Genomic DNA, 23,281 nt, shown 5'->3' with positions numbered 1-23,281 from the left:
ACTTCACAACGGCCGCCACGTGCAGTCGTCATTCTTCCAACCTCAACCGGGCTGATTCCGCATGTCGGAGAATTCAGAGAACCGGGCGCCGGCCGAGCGGATGACCCGTCAGCTAAAACATTATTTGTGCCTCAGCGACTTCGAACAGAAGGCCAAGCGTCATCTGCCTCATCCCTTGTTCGCTTATGTGTCCGGTGCAAGTGAGACCAACGCTTCGTTGCGCTACAATACTGAAGACTTCGATGCGTACGCCTTCAAGCCGCGCGTGCTACGAGACGTGTCCCAACGCAGCACCGAGACGACGTTATTCGGTGAGACTTTCAGCGCGCCGTTCGGGATTGCTCCGATGGGGATCAGTGCATTGATGGCCTACCGGGGCGACATCGTGCTTGCGGAAGGGGCGGGCCGAGCGCGAATTCCGATGATAATGAGCGGCTCTTCCCTCATCAGGCTTGAAGACGTCATTTCCGTTAGTCCCCAGAGCTGGTTCCAGGCTTATCTTCCGGGAGAGCCGGACAGGATCGACGCTCTGATTCAGCGGGTGCAAAAGGCCGGCTTTCAAACGATGGTACTCACGGTTGATACCGCCGCTTTGGCGAACCGCGAAAACAACATCAGAGCCGGATTCTCTACCCCACTGCGACCCAGCGCGGGGTTGCTGTGGGAAGGCATCACCCATCCTCGCTGGACGATAGGGACGTTCTTGCGCACCCTCGTGCTGCACGGCATCCCGCACTTCGAGAATTCATACGCGACGCGCGGCGCCCCCATCATTTCGTCCAATGTCCTGCGGAACTTCGGACGCAAAGATCACCTGAACTGGACGCATCTTGAACGCATCCGCCAGCGTTGGCCGGGAAAACTCATCGTCAAAGGCGTGATGCATCCGGAGGACGCTGCCAGAGCCCATAGTGCCGGTGTCGACGGCCTCATAGTTTCCAACCATGGCGGTCGCCAGCTCGATGGAACGATGTCGCCGCTCAGCGCGCTTCCCGAGATTGTCGATCAGGTCGGCGGCAAGACAACGGTCATGGTCGATGGGGGCTTCCGGCGGGGCACCGATGTCATCAAGGCCCTTGCTTTGGGCGCGCGCTTCGTTTTTGTCGGTCGCCCATTTCTGTATGCGGCTGCCCTAGCGGGATTGCCCGGCGTTTTGAAGGCCGCCGACATTCTCAAGACGGAGCTGCACAGAAACATGGCGCTCCTCGGACTCACAACGATCGATGAGATCACGGGGGCGTGCATCGTCCGCCGTAGGCCGGCTTGATCCATCTAAGGGAAGATCGAGGAACTGAAGGACATTGATCGCCTGCACCGCAGATGACCGCTTAGGAGAGAGTTTTCGATGCGGGCCGCGGCGCGACGCTGGCGGCCCTACCACGCGCTCGCGATAGGGATGCAGGCGCCCGTTACGCATGGAAAGATCGCATAGCTTCGGCAGGATCACATCGCTGTAAAATGCCCATCCGCGGCTCCTTAGAGTGACGCGACGGTGCGCGTCCGTCCTACGTTTCGCGAACTAAGTTTTTGATCTGTTGCCGATCTTCCGAGGACCACTTGTTGGGTTCCTCCTGATGGGCGGTTTCTCCGTGGAGCTCGATGTGCTTCCATAGCTCCGCTTCAGTCTCGGCCGTGAACGACGCCGGACAGGTTTCCATTCCAGGGTAATCCTTGCAGCGATATGAATAGGCCATTGCTTCACCCTCCTACGCTGCCATCAAAGTAGCATGGGTCGTACCAACAACGAACAGAGGCAAAACGCTGGAGCCGCCGAACCTAGGACGAACTCGGCGAATGACCGCACAGAGCCGAACCGTGCCATTCTTGGTGCGGATGCCGCCGACCGCTCCGGGCCGAGCTTTCAGGGTTCCTAACGTCGTGGAAGGGCGGAAGCCGAAGTTCGGCGGTCCTTCCAAGCGGACATACAGCCAGAGCTATAATGGAGGCCTTTGGCAGTCGTTTTGTCGGCCAAATTACAACCGATGACCCGGCGGTTTCCCGCCAGGTCCGGAATCAGTTCCGATCAACAGCCAAGTGTTGCTTACGGCGACAGTTCCTCAAGCACGCGCCCCTTGGTCTCGACCGCGAACACGGTGGTTATCAGCGCACCGATAAGGAGGATAACGGCAAACGCGGCAAAGACGTACTGAATGCCCATCGACGACATCACCCATCCGACGACGATCGGCCCTGCGGACGAACCAAGCCGCAGCCAAGCGCTGCCCGTGCCGGTGCCCACAGCGCGAAGGCGCGTCGGGTAGATCTCGGCCGAATAGAGATAGAGCGAGAAGGTGACCGTCTGGACGATCGCATAGGCAAGTCCGGCGAGGATGAGCACCTGGGTCGCCGAGGTTGCGCCAAGCCATGCCAGCAGGAGCAGCGGTAACGGAGCGATCAGCAGCGCGCCAGTGTACCACCGCTTGCGCCCGACCTTGTCGATGAACAGTGCGCAGATCACGGCCGCGATGACGCCGCCGACCGAGGTGAAGAAACCGTAGAGAATGCTCGTTTCGAGCGGCAGGTTGAAGCTCTGGCGGTAGAGCGTTGGCAGCCAGGTGATGGTGCCGTTCGCAACCATATAGGCTGAGAACCACATCGCCCAGACCGACAGCGTCCGCTTCAGGTAAACGCCTTGGAAAAGCTCACGCCAGTCCGATTTGCGCTGAACAGGCCGCGCTACAATCTCGGGCTCGGGCAATTCTCGACCAGCCGCGCGAGCACTATCCTCCATCCGCGTCACGAGCCGATCGGCTTCCTCATAGCGGCCGTTCGCCACCAGCCAGCGCGGTGATTCCTTCAGGAACCAGCGTAACGGGATCATCAGGATCGCGGGGACGAGGCCGACGACGAACATCGCCTTCCATCCGTAAGCCGGAACCATGAAGTAGCCGATCATGCCCGCACCGACGAGGCCAAGCAGGAACATGACCTCATAGAGGAGGAAGAAGCGGCCGCGCCCCTTGGAACTGATCATTTCATTGATATAGGCGCTGGCGACGGGGACCTCGCCACCCGTGCCAATTCCTTGAATGAAGCGGAAGGCCATCATCATCCCGGCTCCTGCGGCGAAGAGGCAGGCGACGTCCATGCTCACGAACAACAGGATTGTGAACAGCAGAACCTTGAGGCGTCCTACCCTTTCCGCCAACCAGCCAAAGAAGATCGCACCAAGGAGCTGACCGAGATAACCCATCGACAGGATCATGCCCGTCTGCCCTGGTGAGAGACCCCACTCGCGGACAAGTACCGGCATGGCATAGGCTATGGCGATGACGGTGTAGCCGTCGAAGAAGGTGGCGGCGCCTACAATGTTGCGTGCCCAGAAGACCTCACGGGTGACCGGCAGGCGTTCAAGGCGAGCGCTGATTTCGGCTTGCGGATCCAAGGGTGGTTTTGCCGTCCCCACGGGGAGTGGCTGATAATACATTTTCTCCTCCTATTGAAACAGCCCCGACATCTTTTCTCCCGGCCGAAGGCTTTTCGCGTTGTGCGTTGACATCAGATCGGCAGCGCAACGAGCCGCTGCGCGTCGTTTCTCCTCTGGACTCAGTCGAGCAAAAGTGCCCCCGTGGAGAGCACAGGGGCATGAAGATCACTCGGCAGCCTGGAGTTGATCGACGCGGCCGATGCCGGCGGCATCGAAGGCGGCAAAGATCTCGGCTTCCGCCTTTTCGCCGAGGTTTTTCAGCGGCTCCCGGATTGTCGCATGATCGAGCAAGCCGCGGTGGACGAGGCCGAGCTTCAGCGCAACGGTGCCTTCCATGTGGGAGCCGCGATGATAGACGGCGCGGGTCACCGGCAGCAGACGTTCGAAGATCTTGCGGGCTTCCGGATAGTTCTGGGCCTTGCCAGCCTTGATCAGCTCGATCAGCAGTTCCGGCGCGATATTGCCGTAGCCGACGAGCAAGCCGTCGACGTCGAACATGGTCGGAAGCAGCCACTCGTCGTGGCAGCTGAGGACCTGCAGATTCGGATTAGCCTTTTTCAGTTCCGGAATTTCCACGTACCAGCGCTTCATGTTGCGCACGCCGTTCTTGGTGGCGACGACACCTTCCTGCGTGGCGATCGCGAGCTGGGTGTCGAGATCGTAGGATGCCTTGGTCACATCCGGATACTGGAACAGGATGCACTGAAGGCCTGACTCTTCCCAGATCGCCTTGTAGCGGCTTTGCGGAGCGCCCTTCTGGAAGCCGAAACGCAGCCAGCCGTGGTTCGGGTAGACGAGCGCGCCGGTTGCCCCTGCGGCCTTGCATTTCTTGGCTTCCTCAGCGGCCACCTTCGTACCCTCGCCGGTGATGCCGGCGATAATCGGCACTGCGCCGTCAACCGCTTCGACATAGGTGCGGATCAGCGCGAGACGCTCTTCCACGGTCAGGAATGTACCCTCGCCGGCATGGCCGAGAATGACGAGGCTCTTCACGCCCTCCATTGAGACGAGCCATTTGGCAAGGCGGGCGTTCGCCTTGTGGTCTACTTCGCCATCACGGGTAAAGGCGGTGACGGGTGCCGGGCTAAGGCCGCGAAGGTCCATCGGTTGCATTGGGTATCTCCTCATGAGCAATCACTGTTCTCTTGGAACAGTGACGGGATCGTTAGTGGGAACGTTCCCAATATCGTTCTCGATTTTGCTGGAGTCAACAATTTTTTTGGTGCATGGTGATATCGAGTGGGCGGCAGGGACCGACTCGCGTGGCAGAGGCTCGGAAAAGACGCAATGAATTCAAAGGTGGATGAAGCTTCCAGGCACTCCCGCGTCACCATTCTCGAGGTGGCGGCGGCGGCTGGAGTCTCGAAATCAACCGTGTCGCGGATCCTCGATGAGCGGCTGCCGCGCTCGGACAGCGATACCGCGCGACGCGTACGGCAGATTGCCGAAGACCTTGGATACGTCCGGGATGTTTCCGCAGCAAGCCTGAGACGCGGCAGCACTATGACGGTCGGCGTGATCGTGCCGCGGCTGACGGACACCGTTATGGCGATGCTCTACGAAGCCCTGGCAAAGGCCTGCAGCCGATCCGGACGGTTCGCAATCGTGGCAACCACCGACGATAAGCCGAAAGCCGATCGCCTCGCGGCCGAAACCCTGCTGAAGCGAGGTGTCGACGGCCTCATTCTCTCGACCGCGCGCGATGATGACGACTTTCCGGACGAACTGACCGCCAGAGGCGTGCCGCATGTGCTTGCGGTGAGAACGGACGGCCGGAGCCTTTCATCCGTCGGCGACGACAAGCTCGGCGGCTATCTGGCAACCCGACACCTCCTCGACCTCGGCCATCGCCGGATTGGCATCATTGCCGGGCCGGCCTATGCATCGAATTCGCGGGGGCGGGTCGAAGGCTACAGGCATGCCCTGAGCGAGGCGGGTCTGACGATCGACCCCGCATGCATCGTCGCGTCGACCTTCGGCATCGACTCCGGGTCGGAAGCCGTCGAGAAACTCATGCTGCTTGACGCACGGCCGACCGCGATCTTTGCCGTCAACGACAATACCGCGATCGGAGCCCTTTCCGGCTTGGCAAGGCTTGGACTGTCCGTGCCGGGGGATGTTTCCTTGGTGGGGTACAACGACATACCGATCGTCAGCCATCTTCCGACACCACTGACGACATTGCGCGTGCCCTTCGAGCAGATTGCGGCGAATGCGCTCGACCTGCTCTCCAGCGAGACCGTTCCGGGCGACGATCGTATTCGTGTCGCCGCACCAACGCTCATTCCCCGGAAATCCAGTGGCCCGGCAGGGGCAAGCTGAAAGAGCAGATCCAGGGAGAGCGGGTGCCCACTTTCTGGCTAACACCGGAAATCCCGTTTGCGGCACAGGATCAGCCACACAGCATATCACGCGCGGCACCTCAGTCTCTCTACGCTCAGGCGAGGAGCCTCAAACGGCGCGGCACGGGCCAGCCGGGATGGACAGCCCTCCCGAACTCGCGTGCGCTGCACAAAAGCCTCATGCATTTTTGGTGCGGCGCGGCGACGAACTGGGGTTGACCGGGCACTCCTTTAGGCGATCTATTCGTATTACTGATCTGCTGGACCAACCAGTGGATCAGTCGGAGGAGTGGCGCCGATGGCTGGCAGTCCGATACTCACGCAGATGCCGAAGGTTGGGCGCAGCCTCGACCGCCGCACGGCGCGCGACCTGATTGCCGACAAGCTGATGGTGCTGGTCGCCACCAATATGCTGAGGCCGGGCGACGAGCTGCCGGGCGAGCGGGAGCTGGCGAGCGTGCTCCATGTCAGCCGCGAGACGGTGCGCGGTGCCATCCAGACGCTGGCGGCGCGAGGCATCATCGAGGTGTCGCAGGGAAGCCGCAGCCGGGTCGCCGATGTCGACCTCAGCGACGTCACGGTTACGATCGCCTCGCCGAACGCCATCGACAGCTACGACCTCGAAGACGTTCATGCCGCAAGGCTCCATATCGAACTCAAGGTGGTGGGCGACGCCGCCGACAAGATCGACGAGGAGACGCTGAAGAAGCTCGAGAGCCTGCTCGACGCGCAGAAGCTCTGCGGCGACGATGCGATGCGATTCCTGATCTGCGACCGCGAGTTCCACGTGGCGATCTACCGGGCCTGCGGCAATCCGCTGCTCTCCGATTTCGTTACCGATCTTTACACCTACATGATGGATTTCCGGCGGAGCGCCATGTCGCGCCCGGGCGCGATCGAGGCGAGCTACAAGGACCACGGCGAGATCGTCGCCGCCTTGAGGCGGCGCGACCGCGCGGCTGTGGTGGCCGCCTTTCACCACCATCTCATCCGCATTTACGAGACGACGAAGGACATGCTCGCCGGCAAGGACGCCGGTGGGAGAAGGCAGAAACAGAAAGGCACGCTGAGCCCGGATTGATCGGGCGTGGCCGGACAGAGGAGGTTCGCCGCGAATGCATGTCATGGTCATAGGTGCGGCCGGGATGGTCGGCCGGAAACTGGTTGGAAAGCTGGCCGCCGAGCCGGCCGTCCTCGGCTACGAGGTTACCCGGCTGACATTGGTGGACGTGGTCGAGCCGCCGGTGCCGGCGGCACTCTCCGCGACGTCGACGGCGCCCGCAGTCGATCTGTCGTCCGAAGGCAGCGCGGAGCGCCTCATCGCATCGCGGCCGGACGTCATCTTCCACCTCGCGGCGATCGTCTCCGGCGAGGCCGAGGCCGATTTCGACAAGGGATACCGCGTCAATCTCGACGGCACGCGGGCGCTCTTCGAGGCGATCCGCCAGGAGGCCCGACGCGAACGCTATTTCCCGCGCATCATCTTCGCCTCGTCGATCGCCGTCTTCGGCCAGCCGTTCCCGGAGAAGATCGGCGACGAGTTCTTCACGACGCCGCTGACGAGCTACGGCACGCAGAAGGCGATCTGCGAACTTCTGCTCGCCGACTATACGCGGCGCGGCTTCTTCGACGGCATCGGCATCCGCCTGCCGACCATCTGCGTCCGCCCGGGCCAGCCCAACAAGGCGGCCTCCGGCTTCTTCTCGAACATCCTGCGCGAGCCGCTCGCGGGGCAGGAGGCCGTCCTGCCGGTGGATGAAGACGTCCGCCACTGGTTCGCGAGCCCCCGCTCGGCCGTGGGCTTCTTCGTCCATGCGGCGCGGATCGACACGAGCCTGATCGGCCCGCGGCGGAACCTCACCATGCCCGGCCTCTCGGCGCTGGTGGGCGAAGAGATCGAGGCGCTCGGCCGCATCGCCGGCAAGAAGGCCGTCGGTCTAATCCGCCGCGAGCCGGACCCGGTGATCCGCGCGATCGTCGCCGGCTGGCCGACCAATTTCGACGCGCGCCGGGCGCGCGAGCTCGGCTTCACGGCGGAAAGCAACTTCGACGAGATCATACGCATCCATATCGAGGACGAACTCGGAGGGAGGGTCTGACATGGCGCAGGCGAAAAGATCGGGCGAAGGCAGGATCGCGCTGGTGACAGGCGGCGGCACCGGCGTCGGACGCGGGATCGCCGCGGCCCTGAGTGCCGAGGGCTACAGCCTCGTCATCACCGGCCGCCGTCCGGACGTGCTCGAGAAAGCGGCCGCCGCGATCGCGGCGGAAACCGGCGGCAACGTCCGGGCGATCGCCTGCGATATCGGCGATCCGGACCAGGTCGGGGCGCTCTTCGGCGCCATCCGCTCCGAATTCGGCCGGCTCGACCTGCTCGTCAACAATGCCGGCTCGAACGTGCCGGCCGTGCCGCTCGAAGAGGTGACCTTCGAGCAATGGAGCAGCATCCTCGCGGCGAACCTGACGGGCGCCTTCCTCTGCACCCAGCACGCCTTCCGGCTGATGAAGGCCCAGGACCCACGCGGCGGGCGGATCATCAACAACGGCTCGATCTCGGCAACGACGCCGCGGCCGAACTCGGCGCCCTATACGGCCACCAAGCACGCGATCACCGGGCTGACGAAATCGACGGCGCTCGACGGGCGGCCGTTCGACATCGCCTGCGGGCAGATCGATATCGGCAACGCCTCGACCGACATGACCGAGAAGATGAGCACCGGCGTGCTGCAGGCGAACGGCGAGGTCGCACCGGAGCCGACCATTCCGGTCGCGCATGTCGCCGAGGCGGTCGTCTACATGGCGAGCCTGCCGCTCTCGGCCAATGTGCTGACCATGACGGTGATGGCGACGAAAATGCCGCTGGTCGGGCGCGGATAGGAGAATTCTGCGCCGGCCGCTCCATATCCGAAGGGGTGCGGAAGGGTGCGGCGCGGAGGCAGGTATCAGTTCTGGGAGGAACGCATATGGCAGGCGTGGATTTTGTCGATGTCAGGAAATCCTTCGGTGCCTTTCCGGTCATCAAGGGTGTGAACATCGAAATCGAGGACGGCGAGTTCGTGATCCTCGTCGGCCCCTCCGGCTGCGGAAAGTCGACGTTGCTCCGGATGCTGGCGGGGCTCGAGAACATCACCGCGGGCGAGATCCGCATCGGCAATCGCGTCGTCAACCGGCTGCCGCCGAAGGACCGCGACATCGCCATGGTGTTCCAGAACTACGCGCTCTATCCGCATATGACGGTCGCCGACAACATGGCCTTCTCGCTGATGCTCGCGGGCAAGCCGAAGGAAGAACGGGACAAGCGCGTCGGTGTGGCGGCGGAAATCCTCGGTCTCGCGAAGCTGCTCGACCGCTATCCGCGCCAGCTCTCCGGCGGTCAGCGCCAGCGCGTCGCCATGGGCCGGGCGATCGTGCGCGATCCGCAGGTGTTCCTCTTCGACGAGCCGCTGTCGAACCTCGACGCGAAGCTGCGCGTCGCCATGCGCGCCGAGATCAAGGAACTGCACCAGCGGCTGAAGACGACGACGGTCTATGTCACCCACGACCAGATCGAGGCGATGACCATGGCCGACAAAATCGTCGTCATGCATGACGGCATCGTCGAGCAGATCGGCGCGCCGCTGGACCTTTACGACAACCCGGCCAATCTCTTCGTCGCCGGTTTCATCGGCTCGCCGGCGATGAACATGATCAAGGGACGGCTCGATGCGAACGATCCCAATCGGTTTCTCACCGCCGACGGAACCGCGCTGCCGGTGGCGCGGCCGGCGGCAGCCGCGCGCGGGCGCGACCTCGTCTACGGCCTCAGGCCCGAATATATCGCGCTCGACCCGAACGGCCTGCCGGCGGAAGTCGTAGTGATCGAGCCGACCGGCTACGAGACGCAGATGATTGCGAGGCTCGGCGGCAACGAGGTGACCTGCGTGTTCCGCGAAAGGGTGAATGCCAAGCCGGGTGAGACGATCCGGCTGTCGATCGATGCGGCGCATGTGCACCTTTTCGACGCCGACAGCGGGCGACGGCTGTTCGACTGACGCGCGGGCGGGCCCGGAGAAGGGGAGGAGCCTTCTCCGGGCGCCGCGGCCAGGATGCCGGGTAAGTCGCCGGGCATCGCCATCAAAGCATTCGCCCCGCGGGACGGTGAATGCCGGAAGAAGATGCTCCCGCTCTCAAGGAGGAGTACCAAATGCCGATAAGAAGACGTGATTTTCTCGCCGCCTCCGCCGCGCTTGCGGGCGCCGCGGGCCTTGGCATCCGCCCGTCCTTCGCGCAGGCGGAGCCGAGCTACAAGCCCGAGGAAGGGGCGAGCCTCAGGCTTCTTCGCTGGACGCCCTTCGTCAAGGGCGACGAGGACGCCTGGCTCGCCAACACGAAGAAGTTCACCGAGGCGACCGGCGTCGAGGTCCGCATCGACAAGGAAAGCTGGGAGGACATCCGCCCGAAGGCGGCGGTTGCCGCGAATGTCGGCTCGGGCCCGGACATGGTGATGTGCTGGTTCGACGATGCCCATCAATATCCCGACAAGCTCGTCGACGTCACCGAGCTCGCCAACTATCTCGGCGAAAAATATGGCGGTTGGTATGACGGCCTCAAGGGCTATGCCACCCGCGGCGACAAGTTCATCGCCATGCCGCTGACGGCGATCGGTAACGCCGTCTGCTACCGCGACAGCCACATGAAGGCGGCGGGCTTCAGCGAATTCCCCAAGGATACCGCAGGCTTCCTCGAGCTTTGCAAGGCGCTGAAGGCCAAGGGCACCCCGGCCGGCTTCCCGCACGGCAAGGCGGTCGGCGACGGCAACAACTATGCCCACTGGCTGCTGTGGAGCCACGGCGGCAAGATGGTCGACGAAAGCGGCAAGGTGACCATCAACAGCCCGGAGACGCTCGCCGCGGTCAACTATGCCAAGCAGCTCTACGAGACCTTCATACCGGGCACCGAGAGCTGGCTCGACATCAACAACAACCGCGCCTTCCTCGCCGGCCAGGTGTCGCTGACGGCGAACGGCGTCTCGCTCTACTACGCGGCCAAGAAGGACCCGGCGCTTGCGGAGCTCGCAGCGGATATCCGCACCACCAACTTCCCGGTCGGTCCGGTCGGCCAGAGCGTCGAGCTTCATCAGACGAGCTCGATCCTGCTCTTCAACCACAGCAAGTATCCGGAAGCGGCGAAGGCCTACATCAAGTACATGATGGAGGCCGACCAGATGAACGCCTGGATCGAAGGTTCGAGCGCCTATTGCTGCCAGCCGCTGAAGGCCTTCGCCAATAACCCGGTCTGGACCTCCGACCCGATCCACGCGCCCTATGCGCGGGCTTCCGAGACCTTGCGTCCGAACGGCTACGCCGGCCCGCTCGGCGCGGCGTCCGCAGGCGTCATGGCGGACTACGTGCTCGTCGACATGTTCGCCACCGCGGTGACGGGCCAGATGTCGCCGGAGGACGCGATCATCGAGGCCGAACGGCGGGCCAACCGCTATTATCGCGTCTGATTGCTCGTGGCGGCATATCGGCCGCCACGACTATCGACAAGGCCGGCGGTAAGAGCCGCCGGCCCCATTTCTAAACCCATTCTTGGCCGGAGAATTTCGATGTCCATCACGTCGTCCGGAAAGCCGCCATCCGCCATGGCTTCGCTGATGCAGAACAACAATGTGCTCGGCTTCCTGTTCATGCTGCCGGCCGCCGTGTTTCTCATCTGCTTCCTCACCTATCCGCTGGGGCTCGGCGTCTGGCTCGGCTTCACCGATACGCGCATCGGCCGCGACGGCATCTTCATCGGGCTCGAGAACTACGAGTTCCTGGCGCGGGACTCGGTCTTCTGGCTCTCGGTCTTCAACACGCTGCTCTACACCTTCGTGGCGTCGATCCTAAAATTCGTGCTCGGCCTCTGGCTGGCGCTGCTCCTGAACGAAAACCTGCCGTTCAAGTCCTTCTTCCGGGCGATCGTGCTTCTCCCCTGGGTTGTGCCGACGGTGCTGTCGGCGCTCGCCTTCTGGTGGATCTACGACTCACAGTTCTCGATCATCTCATGGTCGCTGATGCAGATCGGCCTGATCGACGGGCCGATCAACTTCCTCGGTGACCCGACCAACGCGCGCGCCTCCGTCATTGCCGCCAATGTCTGGCGCGGCATTCCCTTCGTGGCGATCTCGCTGCTCGCCGGCCTGCAGACGATCCCGGCATCGCTGCAGGAGGCGGCCTCACTCGACGGCGCCACCAGCTGGCAGCGTTTCCGCTATGTGACCCTGCCGATGCTGACGCCGATCATCGCCGTCGTGATGACCTTCTCGGTGCTCTTCACCTTCACCGATTTCCAGCTCATCTACGTGCTGACCAAGGGCGGACCGGTGAATGCGACGCATCTGATGGCGACGCTCTCCTTCCAGCGCGGCATTCCCGGCGGCCAGCTCGGCGAAGGAGCGGCGATCGCGGTCGCCATGATCCCCTTCCTGCTCGCCGCCATCATGTTCAGCTTCTTCGGCCTGCAGCGTCGCAAATGGCAGCAGGGCGGACAGGACTGAGATCGGGAGGATAAGATGAACACGACCGTAAGAACGCAAGACGAGGTCCTCACCGATACCGCCGAGGGCATGAGCTATCTCAACCGCCTGCCGCGCCGGATCGTCACCCTTTACCTGCCGATGGCGGTCTTCGTCTTCGTGCTGCTCTTCCCGTTCTACTGGATGGCGATCACGGCGGTGAAGCCGAATTCGCAGCTCACCGACTACAACAACTACAGCCCGTTCTGGGTGGTCGGGCCGACGCTCGACCACATCAAGTACCTGCTCTTCGAGACCTCCTATCCCGGCTGGCTGTGGAACACGATGCTCGTCGCCCTCGGCTCGACCATCCTCTCGCTCGCGGCGTCGATCTTCGCGGCCTATGCGATCGAGCGGGTGCGCTTCACCGGCTCGCGGCCGGTCGGGCTGATGATCTTTCTCGCCTATCTGGTGCCGCCGTCGATCCTGTTCATTCCGCTGGCGCTTATCGTGTTCAAGTTCGGCATCTACGATTCCAAGCTGGCGCTGATCTTCACCTATCCGACCTTCCTCATCCCCTTCTGCACCTGGCTGCTGATGGGCTATTTCCGCTCGATCCCGTTCGAGCTCGAGGAAAGCGCGCTGGTCGACGGGGCGACGCGCTGGCAGATCCTCGTCAGGATCGTCCTGCCGCTCGCGGTGCCGGGGCTGATCTCGGCCGGCATCTTCGCCTTCACGCTGTCGTGGAACGAGTTCATCTATGCGCTGACCTTCATCCAGTCGTCGGAGAACAAGACGGTGCCGGTCGGGGTGCTGACGGAACTGGTGCGCGGCGACGTCTTCGAATGGGGCGCGCTGATGGCGGGGGCGCTGTTCGGTTCGCTGCCCGTGGTCATCCTCTACTCGTTCTTCGTCGACTACTACGTCTCGTCGATGACGGGGGCGGTGAAGGAGTGACGACGTGCGGCAAGGTCATCGCCTTGCCGCGGCGAGGGCCACGAAGGTGGCGACGATGACGGCGAGCGGCGCCCATGCGCCGGCGTCTTTCAGCGCCAGGAGGGTGAGGCCGCTGAAGCCGCACCACAGAACTGGGATCGGTACGAGCAGCCAGAGTTTCTGCCGCGTCTGTGCCAGGAGGGCGCCAAGCGTCGCCGCGACGGTCGGGTCCGGCATCATGGCGAAGGTCTCGGCCGTTCCGGGGGCGCGGCCAGAAAGCAGGGGCAGGAAGGGATAGAAGAGCGCGCCGAAGGCCATGAGGCCGAGGCCGCCGCTACGGCGCAGTCTCCCTGCGGGCATGGGTACGCGGTCCGTCAGCCGGATCGCGAGAAGCAGCAAGAGGGCTTGCAGCAGGAACGGGGCCGCGACGTAGGACATTGCCCAATTGATGGTGGCGTAGCGCAGCCACAGGAATTGCCAGGCGCAGAAGACCCAGGCCGCCGCAAGGATCGCCAGCGCCGCGGCGCGGGCGCGCCGGGCGCGCGCCGCGATTGCGAAAAGAACGACGAGGGCGCCGGCGACGAAAACGAGTTGCAGCGGCCACAGGTCCTGATTGTAGCGTTCGATCAGGCGGAAGTAGACGCGCGGCGAGAACATCAGGAAATCCGCGAGCCTGTAGGTCGCCCAATCGGACATCAGCCTCTGCCCATCCCTACGGTCTGCGTTCTGCGCCTTCAAAGCGCTTCCGCATAGTCGACCATGCGCCGGCGCATCTTCTCGTCCGGCAGAACGCCTCTTGCCGTATCGAGATTCTCGCGCACATGGTCAGCGCGCGTGGTCGCGGGTATGGCGCAGGTGACGGCCGGATGCGAGATGATGAATTTCAGGAGGAACTGCGCCCAACTGCGGGCACCCGTTTCCGCCGCCCAATCGGGCAGCGGCGCATCCTCGAACCGCCGGATCAACGCGCCCTGCCGGAAGGGGCGGTTAACGATGACGGCTATGCCCTTGTCCCGCGCCAACGGCAGGATGCGGTCCTCGACCTCGCGGTCGAGGATGTTGTAGGTGATCTGCACGAAATCGATCGGCTCATTGGCCATGACGCGCTCGATCTCGCGGTGCCTGCGCCCTTCCGACGTCGTTATCCCGACATAGCGCAATTGCCCCGCCGCCTTCCTGTCGAAGAGGGCGGGCAGATGGTCTTCCCAGGACACGAGATTATGGACCTGCATGAGATCGAATTTCGCCACACCCCAATAGGCGCGGGATGCCTCGAGCTGCGCGGCTCCCTCATCCGGGTCGGATATCCAGACCTTCTCGGCCGAAAACAGCCGTTCGGGATAGCCGAGCTTGCGCAGCCCGTAGCCGATCGTCGGCTGGGACGATCCATACATCGGCGAGGAATCGATCATGCGGCCGCCGCCTTCGAAGAAGGCGGCGATGACGGCGGCGCATTCGTCCTTCAGGACGGGATCGTCCCCGACGTTGAACGTGATCCAGGTGCCGAGGCCGACGACCGGCATCGGCTCGCCGCTCTTCGGAATGGGCCGGGTGAGGAGGTCGGCCGACTGGCCGGCCGCGACCCGCGGCACGAGCGGCAGCGACAAGCCGAAACCGAGCCCCTGAACGACGGCGCGCCGGGTGATGGCCATCGGGGTCTCTCCTTCCGTTCGAGCCTTGCGGCCGGGACGACATGCGCGAAGGCAAGGCGAGTTCGCTGAGACGTGATGATAACCCGGCCGCAGCCCGCCCGCAGCCACGAAGTCGTGATCGCGGGCGTGTGCTCTGCGCCGAGCGCGATCACGGCTCGCCGCGATAGGCCCGCTCGAGTGCGGCGATGGCGAGCTTCACCATGCCGAGCATCGCTTCCGTCGCGCGCTTCGCCGCTTCGCGATCGGTACCCGCGATCATCTCGCCAAGCGCCCGCGGGACGATCTGCCAGGAGAGGCCCCAGCGGTCCTTGAGCCAGCCGCATTGCTCGGGCTCGCCGCCATTGGCAATGAATGCGTCCCAGATGCGGTCGATCTCCGCCTGGCTGTCGCACTCGACCAATATCGAGAAGGCATGGTTGAACGGATCGAACGGACCGGCCTCGAGCGCAATGAAATTCTGGTCGCCGAGCTTGAACGCGATCACCTGGACGCTGCCCGGCGGTCCGCTCGGCGTGTCGGCCGGCACCGTCGTCGAAGCGCCGGCGGTGGAATTGGGAATGACCGAGACGTAAAACTCGACCGCTTCGCGCGCGTCCTTCGCGAACCAGAGGTTGGAGATGATCTTGGGCATGGAGGACCTCCTTCGTGTCGTCATGTGCTGAAGACGTTCCGGCAGCGCCCATGCCGACAGGGGGGAGAAAAAATGCGTGACCGGATTTATCAGTCGCGCGATCGCCCGATCACGAGGCCACCATGCGTCGTCGCGGCCGAGGGGAGAACAGCAGACTGAGGCCTTCGGCAAGCTTTTCCATGTAGAGATAGATCACCGGCGTGACGAAGAGCGTTAGCGGCTGCGAGACGAGGAGGCCGCCGACCACGGCGACGCCGAGCGGCTGGCGCAGTTCGGCGCTGGCGCCGCTGCCGAGCGCGATCGGAAGCGTGCCCATCAGTGCTGCGAGCGAGGTCATCATGATCGGCCGGAAGCGCATCAGGCAGGCCCGCTGGATCGCCTCAGTGGGGGCCATGCCGGCGCGCTCGAGTGAGAGTGCCACGTCGATCATCATGATTGCGTTCTTCTTCACGATGCCGATGAGCATCAGAAGGCCGATGACCGCGATGATCGACAGGTCGAAGCCGGCGAGCCTGATCGCGACCAGCGCTCCCGAGGCCGCCGAAGGCAGGCCGGAAAGGATCGTCAGCGGATGGATGAAGCTCTCGTAGAGAATGCCGAGAACGATATAGATGGTGAGGATCGCTGCGAGGATCAGCCAGGCCTGGTTGGACATCGCATCCTGAAAGAGTTGCGCCGTGCCGTAATAGCGCGTCGTGACCTCCGACGGCATGCCGATCTCGCTCTTCAGACGGCCGATCTCGCTGACGCTGTCGCCGAGCGCCACCCCGGTGGGCAGGTTGTAGGAGATGGTGACGGCCGGCAGCTGCCCGAGCTGGTTGACGGTGAGCGGCCCGGGGGAAGTGTCGATGCGGGCGAATGCGCCGAGCGGCACCAGCTTGTTGTCGGCGGTCGGCACCTGCAATTCGGCGAGCGCCGATGGCGGCCAGTTTTTCGCCGGATCGAGTTCCATGATCACCTCGTAGCTGTCGCCGGAAGTGTAGATGGTCGAGATCTGCTCTGAGCCGAAGCCGCCATAAAGCGTCGAGCGCAGCACGTCCGCCGTGATGCCGAGTGCGGCCGCCTTGTCGCGGTCTATCACCAGCTCCGCCTGCGGCGCATTGTTCTGCAGGTCGGAGTTGACGTCGGTGAAGAAGGCACGGTCCCGCCGCATCGCTTCCGTCAACTTGTCGGCCCAGCCGTTCATCAAGCCCTGGTTCAGGCTCTGCACGACGAGCTGGTATTGGCTGGCGGAGCTGCGCGCACCGACGGAGAGGTTCTGGACCGGCGTGATGGAACTGCGGATGCCGGCAATGTCGCCGAGCTGCGAACGCAGTTCCGACAGGATCCTTGGCAATGGCGGCCGGTCGCTCTTCGGCTTCAACTCGATGAAGAGCCTTCCCGAATTCGAGGCCGACGAGCCGCCGGTGCCGACTGAGCTTGCTACATGCGCGACATAGGGCGAGCGGGCGAACACGTCCTCGACCTTCCCCTGCAGCGCCGACATGGCCGCAAAGGAGATGTCCGGGCGCGCCTGCGTCGTCACCTGGAGCTGGCCGATATCCTCCTGCGGGAAGAAGCCCTTCGGCGTCGTCCGCACCTGGTAGATCGTCAGCCCGATGGTGGCGAAGAAGAGGAGGAGGAGGACGGCGAGGCGGTGGCGCAGGCAGAGCGTCAGCAGGCGCTCATATCCGCGGAGCATCGCTTCGAAGCCACGCTCGAGCAGCGCATCCAGCCCGTGCCTTTCCTTGTCATCGTCGGCCACATTCGGCAGGCGTGCGGCGAGCATGGGTGTCAGCGTCAGGGAGACGAAAGCGGAGGCGAGGATCGCAATCGTCACCACCACGGCGAACTCGTTGAAGATCCGGCCGATCACGCCGCCCATCAGCAGCACCGGGATGAACACGGCGACGAGCGACAGCGAAATCGCGATGATGGTGAAGCCGATCTCCCGCGACGCCGCAATCGCCGCCGCGAAGGCGCCCTGTCCCGTTTCCTCCATGTGCCGGACGATGTTCTCCAGCATGACGATGGCATCATCGACCACGAGGCCGACGGAGAGGGTCAGCGCCATCAGCGAGATATTGTCGATGGAGAAGCCGAAAAGATACATGACCGCGAAGGTGGCAATGACCGAGATCGGCACGGCAAAGGCCGGGATGAGCGTTGCCCGGAGGCGCCTGACGAAGAGGAAGATCACCAGGATCACCAGCCCGATCGTGATCGCGAGGGTGAATTCCACATCCTCAACGGCGCCGCGCACCGTCTGGGAACGGTCGTTGAGCATCTTGAGCGACGCCGCCGCCGGCAGGGACTGGCGGAAGGAGGGCAGCATCGCCTTCACCTTGTCGACCACGGCCACCGTATTCGCGTCTGGCTGGCGCTGGACTGCAAGGATGATGGCGCGCGACCCGTCATGCCAGCTTGCGGTCTGGGTGTTGGCGACCGAGTCGATGACCCTGGCCACGTCGCCGAGCCGAACGGCCTTGCCGTCGGCGCTCTTGACGATCAGCTTGGAGAAGGCGGCGGCATTGTCGAGCTGCGTGTCGGCGACGATGGTCATCTGCCGCCCGGTCGACTGCACCGTGCCGAGCGGTGAATTGTCGTTTGCCGCCGCGACGGCCGCCTTGAGAGCATCGAGCGAGATGCCGCGGGCGGCGAGCGCGTCGGGATCGACCTCGATGCGGACGGCGAATTGCTGGCTGCCGAAGATCGAGACTTCCGCAACGCCGTCGAGGGTTGACAGCGCCGGTGAGATCACCTGCTCGGCCAGGGCATCGAGCTTTGTGAGCGGCACCGTGTCGCTCTTCAGTGCGAGGAGCAGCACCGGCGCGTCCGCGGGGTTGACCTTGCGGAAGCTCGGCGGCGACGGCATGTCCTGCGGCAGCGTGCGCAGCGTACGGGTAATGGCCGCCTGGACGTCGGCGGCCGCGGCGTCGATATCGCGGCTGAGTTCGAACTGGATGGAGATCGACGTCGAGCCGAGCGCGTTCGTAGTCGAGATGCTGTCGATCCCGGCGATCGTGTTGAACTGCTTGATGAGCGGCGTTGCGACGGAGGTCGCCATCGTCTCGGGGGAGGCGCCGGGCAGGGTCGCGGAGACGTTGATCACCGGGAAATCGGTCCGCGGCAGCGCCGCGATGGGCAGCACGGTGTAGGCAAAGAGACCCGCCGCCACCAGCGCCAGGGACATCAGCAGTGTGGCGACGGGACGGCGAATGCAGAATTCGGAGATCGACATCACCGCTTCTCCGCAATCCGCGCCTTGTCGCCGGCCTTGAGATTGAGTTGTCCCTCCGTCACCACCTTGTCGCCCGCCGCCAGCCCCGAACTGATCGCAGCTACCTGCCCGTCATTGGCCGCGACGACGACCGGGCGCAGTTCGACCGTATCGTTCGGGGCCAGGCGGTAGACGAAGTCACCTTTCTGGCCGGTCTGCACGGCAACGGCTGGAATGACGGCGGCCTTGGGCAGAATGTTCTGCTCGACGTCGATTTCGACATACTGCCCCGGCCAGAGCTTCTGCTCGCCGTTGTCGAACCGAGCGCGCATCATCACCGTGCCCGTCGCCGCGTCGATGGCGGAATCGATGAAATCGAGCACGCCGGTGCCGATGAGCCCGCCGGTGCCGCTCTGGCGCGCCTTGACCTGCGGCGGGGCGCCGGTATCGAGCCGCGCCTTGAAGCTCTGCAGATAGGACTCGGGCAGATGGAAGGCGACCTCGATCGGATCGATTGAAGTGATGGTGACGAGACTCGTCGGCGAGCCGCTGCCGGACGTGCCGACGAGATCGCCGATCGCCACCTGTACGGCACCGAGGCGGCCGTCGATCGGCGCACGAATGCTGGTATAGCTGAGCGTCACCTCGTCCACGTCGACGGTCGCCTGGTCGGCGTCGACGGTCGCCTTGGCGGACTGCTGCGCGGCGAGCGCCGTATCATAGGCCTGCTCGGTTCCGCTCCGGTCGTCGCGCAAGGTCCTTGCGCGCTCGAGCTCGATCTTGGCATCCGCCAGGAGAGCGGTGTCCTTCGCCAGTATCGCCTTGTCGCGGTTGAGTGCTGCTTTCAGGGCGCGGTCGTCGAGCGACACCAAGAGGTCGCCGGCACGCACCATCTGTCCATCCCTGACATGGATTGCGGTCACCTGGCTCGAGACACGGGCGTTGACCGTCACGGTCTCGGGCGCCTCGACATTGGCGAAGGTGCTGACGACGACGGGAAAGTCCTGCGTCTTAACCTGCGCGACTTCGACCGCGGCTCCCCGCGGCCCGCCCGCGGCTCCCCGCGGCCCGCCCGCGGAGCGCTTGTCCCCATCGGGCCGAGGCCCGGCCTCATGCGCGCCTGAACCTGCGTCGGTAGCGAAGAGCGCGGTCGCCGGCAACCCCGCGAGCGGCGCGATCATGGTCCCGCCGAGCATCGAGCCGAGGGCGACGACGGCAATGAGGACCCGACTCTGCATGATCGCGCACTCCGCTTCGCCGGATCGAGACCGGGGGTCTCGTCCGAACTCCAACGGAGCATCTATGAGAAGCGGGAGCGCAGTCTAGTGCTTTTTCAATAGCTTACGAAGATTTAATCTGGCCCGGAGTGATACTGGCCGGCTCCAGGCCGGTCGACACGCCGATGCCTTGATCGTCCGGCCGGACCGCCTCGATCTCGAGATTGTGCCTTGCATGGCGCATGCGCTGCCATTCCTTTTCGAGGCGCAGGAACGCATCCGTCGACATGAATTTCTGCTGCATCTGGTCCTCCTCGCGGGCTGCGTCAAGGAACACGCAAGAGGGTTCTTTGTTCCGGCAGAACCTGCGAACCCATGAAGAAATCGCTTTGGTCATGGTGCCGGCGGTCCCGGCGCGGCGGTGAAAATAGGTGGCCCCGCCCGACGCTTAACCGGCGGGGCGCACCCATCGCCCCTCGAAACTGGTGAGGCCGCCCCACCCTCAAGGGGTCGTTCGGCGGCCTCAAGGCCGACGCCTCATGCCGGATTCCACTCCGGGCGCGGGCTCGCGTCAAGGTTTAGCGCTTAGTCAATTCGGGTTAGGATAAGTGGTAGTGGTGGCGTGCCGCCCGCACGCCGCGGGGCTCAATCAGGCGCCCTGCAAGGCCAAGGTTGCGGCGCCCGCGATCACGACTGCGGCGATCGCGATGGCGATGCCGTACCGCATCATCCTCAGTCGGCGCGTCCGCTCACCGGTCCAATCGTAGCTCATCATGCGCTCCGGAGACATTGCACGTCAGACGAGAAGATTGGACGCTTTTCCTTAATAAAAAGGAAACCACGTCTGTGCGCCTCGCGCCGCGGCTGTTTGCAAGCGGCGCGGGGACAGTGCTGGGTCGCGGCGCGACCGCCGTTATCGGCTTGTTAATCTTGCGACAAGCAGGTTTATTATGCTTTGATTAAAATTATCGTAAACCTTTATCCAGTAGAATTGCAGTTACTTTCAGCGACGCCAAATGAGCAAAAGCGGGGTTTATTGCCGAAAGCTCTTGAAGCATTTACCATCCTCGCAGAATTCTTCCGACATTAACCTTTGTTGCCGCCATCTCGTCTATGTTCGCACGGTCAAAGCGGGCGTGGGATTTGGCATGTGCGGCTTCAGCGGCTATCTTGGTTCAATACGGGACGGAAGGGTCCTGCTCGAAAGAATGACGGCCGCGATCGCGCATCGCGGGCCGGACGAGCATGGCATCTTCACGACGCCCGAGGCGGGCCTCGGCCATGTGCGGCTGTCGATCGTCGGGCTTGGCGACGGCCAGCAGCCGATGTCGGATGCGAGCGGCGACCTGACGATCGCCTTCAACGGCGAGATTTTCAACTATGTCGAGTTGCGCGACGAGCTCCGCGCCAGGGGCCGCCGTTTTCGTACGTCCAGCGACACGGAGGTCATCCTCCATCTTTATGAGGAGATGGGCGAGAACTGCGTGTCCGTGCTCAACGGCGACTTCGCCTTTGCGCTATGGGACGCGCGCCGGCGCCGGATAATGCTGGCGCGTGACCGCATGGGTGTCAGGCCGCTGTTCTATACGATGCACGGCGGTACGCTCTATTTCGCCTCCGAGATCAAGGCGCTGCTCGAGGTGCCGGGTCTGTCGGCGGCGCTCGACCCGATCGCGCTCGACCAGATCTTCACGATCTGGGCGCCGATCGCGCCGCGCACTCCGTTCCGCGACATCCACGAGCTCGAGCCCGCGCATGTGATGATCGCCGACCAGAGCGGCGTGACGACGCGGGCCTATTGGTGCCTTCAATATCCGGATCGGGATCAGCCGCCGGCCTACACGGACGAGAGGCAGGCGGCGGAGGAACTGCGCGCTCTGCTGACGGATGCGACGCGCATCCGCATGCGCGCCGACGTGCCGGTCGGGGCCTATCTCTCGGGTGGGCTCGATTCGTCGATCGTCTCGGCTCTGGCGGCAGGCATGACGCCGCAGGGCTTGAGGACCTTCTCGGTCACCTTCGACAGCGCGGAGCACGACGAGAGCGCCTTCCAGGAGGAGATGGCGACAGCGCTCGGCACGCGGCATGGCGCGGTGGCGTGCCGCGGCGGCGACATCGCCAGGGTCTTTCCCGATGTGATCCGCTTCACCGAGCGGCCGGTCATCCGCACGGCGCCGGCACCGCTCTACCAGCTTTCCGGCCTCGTGCGCGAGGCTGGCCTGAAGGTGGTGCTGACGGGGGAGGGCGCCGACGAGGTCTTTGCGGGCTACGACATCTTCAAGGAGGCGCGCGTGCGCCGCTTCTGCGGACGCCAGCCGGGTTCGCATATCAGGCCGCATCTCTTCCGCAAGCTCTACCCCTACCTGCCGGGGCTGAAACAGCAATCGGCCGAATATCTGGCGGCTTTCTTCGGCGCCGGCGACGTGTCCCTCGACGACCCGCTCTTCTCGCATCGCCCGCGCTTCAAGGGCACCGCGGCGACGAAGATGTTCTTCTCCGGCGACCTGCGCGCCGAGCTCGAGGGCTATGATGCGGCCGACGAGCTCATGAGCCGGCTGCCCGGGGATTTCGCGCGCTGGCACACGCTTCACCAGGCGCAATATATCGAGGCCCGTTTCCTCTTGCCCGGCTACATTCTCTCCAGCCAGGGCGACCGGATGGCGATGGCGCACGGGATCGAAGGCCGCTTCCCCTTCCTCGATCATCGGCTGGTCGAGTTTGCCGCCGGATTGCCGCCCGAGATGAAGCTGAAAGGCCTCACGGAGAAGCATATCCTGCGCGAGGCGACGAAGGACCTCCTGCCGCCCGCGATCGGCAAACGGACGAAGCAGCCCTATCGCGCCCCCGACAGCCACGCCTTCAGCGGCGCCGGCGAGCTCGACTACGTCCGCGAAGCCATGAGCGAGGACGCGATCGCCGCCGGGGGGCTCTTCAACGCCAGGGCCGTGTCGAAGCTCCACGAGAAATGCCGATCGCGCCCGGCTTCCGGCTTCCGCGACAACGCCGCCTTCGTCGGCATCCTGTCGACGCAACTCTGGCTTCAGACATTCACCGGCAGCAGGCTCCGCACGGCGGACGCTGCCTGAAATCTTTCATGGAAGGGAATAAGTGGAAATGACGGATACGGTTAAGGACAGGGTCAAGGCCTTCATTATCGAGAACTTCCTCTTCGGCGACGGCTCGTACGAGCTTGCCGACACCGCCTCGCTGATCGAAAACGACATTATCGATTCCACCGGGGTGCTCGAACTCGTCGCCTTCATCGAGGACAATTTCGGGATCGCCATGGCCGATAGCGACATCGTGCCCCAGAACCTCGATTCGCTTGCGCGCATCGCGGCCTTTATCGAGGCGAAAGCCGCCGTGCCGGTCTCGGCCTGACCGACTGAGCGCTTGGAG

General features: G+C 63.9%; 21 protein-coding genes and 1 pseudogene. 11 read left to right on the top strand and 11 right to left on the bottom strand.

Features of this window, described 5'->3' with window-relative positions; translation table 11 throughout:
- Positions 1 to 61: 61 nt before the first annotated feature.
- Positions 62 to 1,267: an alpha-hydroxy acid oxidase gene (locus ATB98_RS09295; RefSeq protein WP_066872378.1), complete on the top strand. Its 1,206-nt coding sequence runs from the start codon at positions 62 to 64 to the stop codon at positions 1,265 to 1,267.
- A gap of 90 nt (positions 1,268 to 1,357) precedes the next feature.
- On the opposite strand, the pseudogene ATB98_RS29955 reads toward ATB98_RS09295, so the two are convergent.
- The 4 genes and pseudogenes from ATB98_RS29955 to ATB98_RS09280 form a co-directional block, all read right to left on the bottom strand.
- Positions 1,358 to 1,447: pseudogene (locus ATB98_RS29955) on the bottom strand (SAM-dependent methyltransferase); the annotation flags it as partial.
- A 58-nt stretch (positions 1,448 to 1,505) separates the two neighbouring features.
- Entirely contained in the window at positions 1,506 to 1,694 is a 189-nt protein-coding gene (locus ATB98_RS09290; protein ID WP_066872375.1) for a DUF1059 domain-containing protein, read from the bottom strand.
- 347 nt (positions 1,695 to 2,041) lie between these two features.
- Entirely contained in the window at positions 2,042 to 3,427 is a 1,386-nt protein-coding gene (locus ATB98_RS09285; protein ID WP_066872372.1) for an MFS transporter, read from the bottom strand.
- A 165-nt stretch (positions 3,428 to 3,592) separates the two neighbouring features.
- Positions 3,593 to 4,540 (bottom strand): dihydrodipicolinate synthase family protein, encoded by a 948-nt coding sequence (locus ATB98_RS09280; protein WP_066872369.1) that lies wholly within the window; start codon positions 4,538 to 4,540, stop codon positions 3,593 to 3,595.
- A 174-nt stretch (positions 4,541 to 4,714) separates the two neighbouring features.
- Between ATB98_RS09280 and ATB98_RS09275 the strand changes: the two genes are divergently transcribed.
- From ATB98_RS09275 to ATB98_RS09240, 8 genes are all read left to right on the top strand, one after another.
- Positions 4,715 to 5,749 carry a LacI family DNA-binding transcriptional regulator gene (locus ATB98_RS09275; protein WP_066872366.1) on the top strand — a complete coding sequence of 345 codons (1,035 nt, stop codon included), beginning with the start codon at positions 4,715 to 4,717 and terminating at the stop codon, positions 5,747 to 5,749.
- A 318-nt stretch (positions 5,750 to 6,067) separates the two neighbouring features.
- Positions 6,068 to 6,850, top strand: a complete 783-nt coding sequence (locus tag ATB98_RS09270) for a FadR/GntR family transcriptional regulator (RefSeq protein ID WP_066872363.1) — start codon at positions 6,068 to 6,070, stop codon at positions 6,848 to 6,850.
- A gap of 34 nt (positions 6,851 to 6,884) precedes the next feature.
- Positions 6,885 to 7,868, top strand: a complete 984-nt coding sequence (gene denD, locus ATB98_RS09265; protein ID WP_066872360.1) for a D-erythronate dehydrogenase — start codon at positions 6,885 to 6,887, stop codon at positions 7,866 to 7,868.
- A gap of 1 nt (position 7,869) precedes the next feature.
- Positions 7,870 to 8,646 (top strand): SDR family oxidoreductase, encoded by a 777-nt coding sequence (locus ATB98_RS09260; protein WP_066872357.1) that lies wholly within the window; start codon positions 7,870 to 7,872, stop codon positions 8,644 to 8,646.
- An 86-nt stretch (positions 8,647 to 8,732) separates the two neighbouring features.
- Positions 8,733 to 9,800 carry an ABC transporter ATP-binding protein gene (locus tag ATB98_RS09255; protein ID WP_066872354.1) on the top strand — a complete coding sequence of 356 codons (1,068 nt, stop codon included), beginning with the start codon at positions 8,733 to 8,735 and terminating at the stop codon, positions 9,798 to 9,800.
- Positions 9,801 to 9,952: 152 nt separating this feature from the next.
- Entirely contained in the window at positions 9,953 to 11,257 is a 1,305-nt protein-coding gene (locus ATB98_RS09250) for an ABC transporter substrate-binding protein (RefSeq protein WP_066872351.1), read from the top strand.
- A gap of 99 nt (positions 11,258 to 11,356) precedes the next feature.
- Positions 11,357 to 12,289, top strand: a complete 933-nt coding sequence (locus tag ATB98_RS09245; protein ID WP_066872348.1) for a carbohydrate ABC transporter permease — start codon at positions 11,357 to 11,359, stop codon at positions 12,287 to 12,289.
- A gap of 15 nt (positions 12,290 to 12,304) precedes the next feature.
- Positions 12,305 to 13,204, top strand: coding sequence for a carbohydrate ABC transporter permease (locus ATB98_RS09240; protein ID WP_066872345.1), 900 nt, complete (start codon positions 12,305 to 12,307; stop codon positions 13,202 to 13,204).
- Between the two features lie 15 nt (positions 13,205 to 13,219).
- Here ATB98_RS09240 and ATB98_RS09235 read toward each other — a convergent pair whose 3' ends face one another.
- The 7 genes from ATB98_RS09235 to ATB98_RS30335 form a co-directional block, all read right to left on the bottom strand.
- Positions 13,220 to 13,879 (bottom strand): DUF6064 family protein, encoded by a 660-nt coding sequence (locus ATB98_RS09235; protein WP_066872342.1) that lies wholly within the window; start codon positions 13,877 to 13,879, stop codon positions 13,220 to 13,222.
- A 38-nt stretch (positions 13,880 to 13,917) separates the two neighbouring features.
- On the bottom strand, positions 13,918 to 14,835 hold the full coding sequence (locus ATB98_RS09230) for an aldo/keto reductase (RefSeq protein ID WP_066872338.1): 918 nt from the start codon (positions 14,833 to 14,835) through the stop codon (positions 13,918 to 13,920).
- A 148-nt stretch (positions 14,836 to 14,983) separates the two neighbouring features.
- Positions 14,984 to 15,466: a VOC family protein gene (locus ATB98_RS09225; RefSeq protein WP_066872335.1), complete on the bottom strand. Its 483-nt coding sequence runs from the start codon at positions 15,464 to 15,466 to the stop codon at positions 14,984 to 14,986.
- A gap of 109 nt (positions 15,467 to 15,575) precedes the next feature.
- Positions 15,576 to 18,686 (bottom strand): efflux RND transporter permease subunit, encoded by a 3,111-nt coding sequence (locus tag ATB98_RS09220; protein ID WP_066872332.1) that lies wholly within the window; start codon positions 18,684 to 18,686, stop codon positions 15,576 to 15,578.
- Complete coding sequence (locus tag ATB98_RS09215) at positions 18,686 to 19,903, bottom strand: efflux RND transporter periplasmic adaptor subunit (RefSeq protein ID WP_066872329.1); 1,218 nt, start codon at positions 19,901 to 19,903, stop codon at positions 18,686 to 18,688. The genes ATB98_RS09220 and ATB98_RS09215 overlap by 1 nt, the downstream gene beginning before the upstream one ends.
- 103 nt (positions 19,904 to 20,006) lie before the next feature.
- The gene (locus ATB98_RS09210; protein WP_234781894.1) at positions 20,007 to 20,279 is read right to left on the bottom strand and encodes a hypothetical protein; all 273 of its coding nucleotides are present in this window, start codon (positions 20,277 to 20,279) and stop codon (positions 20,007 to 20,009) included.
- A 252-nt stretch (positions 20,280 to 20,531) separates the two neighbouring features.
- Positions 20,532 to 20,654 carry a hypothetical protein gene (locus ATB98_RS30335; protein ID WP_268801781.1) on the bottom strand — a complete coding sequence of 41 codons (123 nt, stop codon included), beginning with the start codon at positions 20,652 to 20,654 and terminating at the stop codon, positions 20,532 to 20,534.
- Positions 20,655 to 21,030: 376 nt separating this feature from the next.
- On the opposite strand from ATB98_RS30335, the gene asnB reads away from it, so the two are divergent.
- Both asnB and ATB98_RS09200 read left to right on the top strand, forming a co-directional pair.
- The gene (gene asnB / locus ATB98_RS09205; RefSeq protein ID WP_066872323.1) at positions 21,031 to 22,968 is read left to right on the top strand and encodes an asparagine synthase (glutamine-hydrolyzing); all 1,938 of its coding nucleotides are present in this window, start codon (positions 21,031 to 21,033) and stop codon (positions 22,966 to 22,968) included.
- A 28-nt stretch (positions 22,969 to 22,996) separates the two neighbouring features.
- On the top strand, positions 22,997 to 23,263 hold the full coding sequence (locus ATB98_RS09200) for an acyl carrier protein (protein WP_066872320.1): 267 nt from the start codon (positions 22,997 to 22,999) through the stop codon (positions 23,261 to 23,263).
- Positions 23,264 to 23,281: the final 18 nt, after the last annotated feature.

Source organism: Sinorhizobium saheli (assembly GCF_001651875.1).
In the GTDB taxonomy this organism is placed as follows: Bacteria; Pseudomonadota; Alphaproteobacteria; order Rhizobiales; family Rhizobiaceae; genus Sinorhizobium; species Sinorhizobium saheli.
The sequence above is the reverse complement of the archived record's forward strand: the minus strand, read 5'-3'. Positions and strand labels throughout refer to the sequence as shown.